Annotated in this window: 5 protein-coding genes and 1 pseudogene; 1 reads left to right on the forward strand and 5 read right to left on the reverse strand. The window is 71.5% G+C overall.

Going from position 1 to position 4,825, the window contains the following annotated elements:
• Both AC1DVT_RS17890 and rpe read right to left on the reverse strand, forming a co-directional pair.
• A partial coding sequence (locus AC1DVT_RS17890; protein WP_477390484.1) for a phosphoribosyl-ATP diphosphatase occupies nucleotides 1-208 on the reverse strand: 208 nt, incomplete at its 3' end.
• A gap of 147 nt (nucleotides 209-355) precedes the next feature.
• A complete protein-coding gene (gene rpe / locus AC1DVT_RS17895; protein ID WP_477390486.1) occupies nucleotides 356-1,048 on the reverse strand; it encodes a ribulose-phosphate 3-epimerase in 693 nt (230 codons plus the stop codon).
• 20 nt (nucleotides 1,049-1,068) lie between these two features.
• Here rpe and glsA point away from each other — a divergent pair, with 20 nt between their 5' ends.
• Complete coding sequence (gene glsA, locus AC1DVT_RS17900; RefSeq protein WP_477390488.1) at nucleotides 1,069-2,241, forward strand: glutaminase A; 1,173 nt, start codon at nucleotides 1,069-1,071, stop codon at nucleotides 2,239-2,241.
• Nucleotides 2,242-2,250: 9 nt separating this feature from the next.
• On the opposite strand, the gene AC1DVT_RS17905 is transcribed toward glsA, so the two are convergent.
• The 3 genes and pseudogenes from AC1DVT_RS17905 to AC1DVT_RS17915 form a co-directional block, all read right to left on the reverse strand.
• Nucleotides 2,251-3,615 (reverse strand): RsmB/NOP family class I SAM-dependent RNA methyltransferase, encoded by a 1,365-nt coding sequence (locus AC1DVT_RS17905; protein WP_477390490.1) that lies wholly within the window; start codon nucleotides 3,613-3,615, stop codon nucleotides 2,251-2,253.
• A complete protein-coding gene (fmt, locus tag AC1DVT_RS17910; protein WP_477390492.1) occupies nucleotides 3,612-4,535 on the reverse strand; it encodes a methionyl-tRNA formyltransferase in 924 nt (307 codons plus the stop codon). Before fmt ends, AC1DVT_RS17905 begins: the two co-directional genes overlap by 4 nt.
• An 8-nt stretch (nucleotides 4,536-4,543) precedes the next feature.
• Nucleotides 4,544-4,825, reverse strand: a pseudogene (locus AC1DVT_RS17915) (primosomal protein N'); the annotation flags it as partial.

Below are 4,825 nucleotides of genomic sequence, written 5' to 3' on the forward strand. Positions count from 1 at the left end.
GCAGGTGGTACAGCAGCTGCGAGATCTCCTCGGCTGCGGCATCCGATGACTCGTACTCGGCGGCCATCCACACTTCGGCGGCTTCCTCGACGACCTTCTTGCCGATGGCGTGGACGCCGGCGTCGAGCTCCGCCACCGTGCCCGACCCTTCGGGGCGCTCGGCCGCCTTGGCGGTGAGCTCGGCGAACAGGGCATCGAACGTCTTCACCGTTCCAGGGTATCGCCCGGTCGGCGCGGTGATGCGCGGTGTGACGGGCGGCGTGGGCGTTCACAGGCTTCGCAGTTGTGCGCCAACCTCGCAGGATTCGGGTGGGATGCGCGAACTGGGCGCGAATCTGCGAAGTCTGTGAGCAGCTCAGTGCGTGTGCCGGCGTGCGGCGGAAGCGGTGGACCGCAGAGCGGCGATCGCTTCACCCGGGTCTGCGGCGCCGAAGACGGCTGAGCCGGCGACGAAGGTGTCGGCACCGGCCAGAGCGGCCTGCTCGATCGTCGAGGCCGAGATGCCCCCATCAACCTGCAGCCACACCGCGGATCCGCGCCGACGGGCCTCGTCGGCCAGGCGGCGGAGCTTCGGCATGGTCTCGGCCATGAACGACTGCCCGCCGAAGCCGGGCTCGACCGTCATCACGAGGATCTGGTCGAAATCGTCGAGAAGGTCGAACAGCCCCTCGACCGGGGTGGCCGGCTTGACGGCGACGCCGGCTCGCGCACCGATTGCGCGCAGCCGCCGGGCAAGGGCGACCGGCTCGGTGGCGGCCTCGAGATGGAACGTGACCGAGGCTGCGCCGAGCTCGGCGTACTCCGGCGCCCAGCGATCGGGATCGGCGATCATCAGGTGCACGTCGAGCGGAATCGGGCTGGTGGCCTGGATGCGCTCGACCATCTGCGGGCCGAACGTGAGGTTGGGCACGAAGTGGTTGTCCATGACGTCCACGTGCACGAAATCGGCGGTGGCGATGCGGGCGAGGGCGGCCTGCATGTTCACGAAGTCCGCGGCGAGCACGCTCGGGTTGATGCGGACGCCGCCCGAGCCGTGTTCCGTTAGCACGCGTCCATTATGGTCGAGCCGTGGACCCCATCATGTCGCTGCTGCACGGTGTGCTCGAAGACGCCCGTCCGCTCGGGGGTGGGGCTCCGGCCAGCTACATCCCGCAACTCGCCGAGTCCGACCCGGAGCGCCTCGCGCTCGCCATCGTCGGTTCACGCGGTCGGGTGCGGTCGGTCGGCGACGACCACAGCGACTTCACGATCCAGTCCATTTCGAAACCGTTCGTGCTCGCGCTCGCGCTCAGCGACCTCGGGCTCGACAAGGTCCTCGAACGCGTCGGCGCCGAGCCCAGCGGAGAGCCGTTCAACGCGATCAGTCTCGAGGCGGGCACGGGGCGTCCGTCCAACCCGTTGGTCAACGCGGGCGCGATCGCCACGACGGGTCTCATCCGCGRCATGGACATCGAGGAGCGCACCTCCCGGATCGTCGCGACGATGTCGGCGTTCGCGGGCAGGTCGCTGTGGATCGACGAGGCCGTGTACGCGTCGGAGTCCGCGACGGGCGATCGCAACCGTGCGTTGGCGTATCTGATGCGCTCGCACGGCATCGTCGATGCTCCGGTCGAGCTCGCGGTCGAGACCTACTTCCGGCAGTGCTCGGTGCTGGTCACGGTGCGCGATCTGGCGACGATGGCCGGCACGCTCGCGTTCGGCGGGGTGAACCCGGTGACGGGCGAGAGAGTCGTCAGCGAGCGGGTCGCCCGAGACGTCATCTCGCTCATGTCCAGCTGCGGCATGTACGACTTCTCCGGCGAGTGGATGCTGCGCGTGGGCCTGCCCGCCAAGAGCGGAGTCGCGGGCGGCATCCTCGCCGTCGCTCCGTCGCAGTTCGGGGTGGCCGCGTTCAGCCCGAGGCTGGACGCGCACGGCAACACCGTCCGCGGAAGCGCGATCGTGAGCGCCCTGTCTACAGAGTTCGGGATGCATCTGCTCGAGCCGCACGAGAATTTCTCGGAGCCCGCGATCTCGGTCGAGCACACACCGGCCGGGCGCGTCATCCGACTGGGCGGCGAGCTGGGCTTCGCGGGGACCGAGCAGGTGCTGGCGGTCTTGAGCGAACTTGCCGCGTCGGCCCCGCCCGGCGCGGAGCTGCTGCTGGACGTGCGCGCGCTCGCGCGCTCGCACCCCGCCGCACTCGTCGCCCTGCGCACGCAGTTCGACCTGGCTGCCCCCGGATTCCGGATCCTGGAGTGACCCTGCGCGTCACACCCGCCGAAGCAGGCTGATCGACATCGCGTCGGTGTTGTGCCGGTGCGGCCACAGCTGGGCCCGCCCGGAGCCGTCCGCCGCCGGCACGAGGTTCGGGGAGGTTTCCGACAGCGACTCGATCACGGCCCGAGTGTCGAGCTCCTCGATCACGTCGCCGAATGCCCGGCGCACTTCGGCGACGACGCCGACGGTCTCGGCGAGATGGGGCGAGCAGGTCACGTAGGCCACGATGCCGCCCGGCCGCAGCGCCACGACGGCGGCGCTCAGCAGCTCGGTCTGCAGCTCGACGAGCGACGGAACATCGGCGGGTGACTTGCGCCAGCGTGCTTCGGGCCGGCGACGCAGCGCGCCCAGCCCTGTGCAGGGGGCGTCGACGAGGATCCGGTCGTAGACGCCGGGAGACTCCATGGCACGCAGCCGGCCATCCTGCTCGGAGACGTCGACGTCGAGCGGGATCCCCGCGATCGCACGCCGAACGAGACCGGCGCGTGCGGGCGAGACCTCATTGGCCTCGAGGATCGCTCCCCCAGCCAGTGCCTCGGCAGCGAGCACGGCCGTCTTGCCGCCCGGACCGGCGCAGAGGTCGAGCCACCGCTCGCCGGGCCGCACCGGCTCCGCGCGCGACAGGGCGAGTGCGGCGAGCTGCGAGCCTTCGTCCTGGACGCGCAGCAGCCCGTCCGATTCGCGGATCACCGACTCGGGATCTCCACCGCCGAGGCGGAAGCCGATCGGAGAGTACGGGGTGCGGCGGGCCTCCTCCGGCACGTCCGCAAGATCGGGAAGCGCTGCCATGGTCACCCGGGGCGACGCGTTGTCGGCGGTCAGCAGGGCCTCGAGCTCGTCAGCTCGGCCCTCCGCGGCCAGCGCGCGCCGGAATGCCCGGACGATCCAGACCGGATGAGAGAAGACCACGCCGAGCCGCTCGTCGTCGGAGCGGGCGGACTGCTCGACCCGCGTCATCCAGTCCCCCGGCGTGTCGCGGGAGATGCGCCGCAGCACGGCGTTGGTGAAGCCCGAGGCGCCACGACCCGCATTCCGGACGAGTTCGACGGATTCATGCACCGCGGCATGGGAGGCGACCCGCGTCGACAGCAGCTGGTGCACGCCCAGGCGCAGCGCGTCACGCACGGCCGGGTCTATCTCGGCAATGGGACGATCCGCGGCGATCGAGATGATCGCGTCGTAGGTGCCCTGCTTGCGGAGGGTGCCGTAGGTCAGCTCGGTCGCGAGCGCTGCGTCGGCCCCGGTGAGTCCGGCGCGCTCCATCGTCCTCGGCAGCAGCAGGTTCGCGTAGGCATCGGACTCGTGCACGGCGCGGATGACGTCGTACGCGACCTGGCGTGGCGCGCTCGCGCTCATGAGCCGGCCACCGGCGCGTCGCTGCGCAGCCCGCGCCACCAGTCGGCGGCGGCCATCGCACCCTTGCCGGCCGGCTGCACCGTCCGCAGGGCGATCGGGGCGGTTGCGGTGCCCGCKATCACGGCCTTCTCGTGCAGCGCGAGGGCTCCCGGAGCGAGAGTGGGTGCTGCATCGGGGGCAGGCGCGGCACTCAGCACCTTGACGCGTGCGCCGTCGAGGGTGGTGTGCGCGCCCGGCTCCGGGGTCACACCGTGGATGCGGGCGAGCACGCTCTCGCGCGGTTCATCCCACCGGATCCGGCCGTCTTCGAGGCCGAGCTTCGGTGCGAGGGTCGGCGCGCCGACCTGCGGGACGGCGACGGCGGTGCCGGCGGCGATCGCCTCGACGACTTCGAGCAGCATGTCCGCGCCCTCATGGGCGAGCAGAGCGAGCAGGGACGCGCTGGTCGCATCGGCGGGGATCTCGCGGCGCAGTTGAGCGAACACGTCGCCCGCATCGAGCTCGGGCACCAGCTGGAAGACGGCGGCGCCGGTCTCGGCATCCCCCGCGATCAGCGCGTGCTGCACGGGCGCCGCCCCGCGCCAGCGCGGCAGCAGCGAGAAGTGCAGGTTGATCCAGCCGTGCAGCGGTGCCGACAGCAGCGGCTCCCGCACGAGACCGCCGTAGGCGACGATCACCCCGAGATCCGGCCGCAGGGCGGTGATCCGGGCGGTGGCATCGGCATCCAGGCGATCGGTCTTGATCGTCGCGTAACCGAGGTCCTCGGCGGCGACGGCCACCGGCGATGGAGTCAGGATCCGTTTGCGGCCCAGCGGAGCGTCGGTGCGCGTGACGACGGCGACGATGTCGTGCGCGGATGCCGCGAGCCGGTGCAGCGAGGGAACCGCTGCGTCCGGCGTCCCGGCGAAGACGAGACGCATGGGGCTCCTCACAGGTCGAGATCGGGCACATCCACCCGCACTCTGAGTGTATTGCGCGCGCCCGGCGCCCTTCCCTTCGCCTTGGCGCGGGCGCTGAGAGACTGCTGGACGACCGCAGCGCGCAGGGCTTCGGTCACCTGCGGTCCGCGGGCGTAGTCGAACCGCACGAGTGCGCGGGCAGCCGCCTCCGGGGTCGCGACCGGGCCGAGGACCGCCTCGTCGTCGAGCTCCGGCACCGCCCCGCGGAGAGCGGCCAGCGCCGCGCTGACGACGGCGGGCGGGCCCTCGAG

Source organism: Microbacterium sp. P2_F9 (assembly GCF_056403635.1).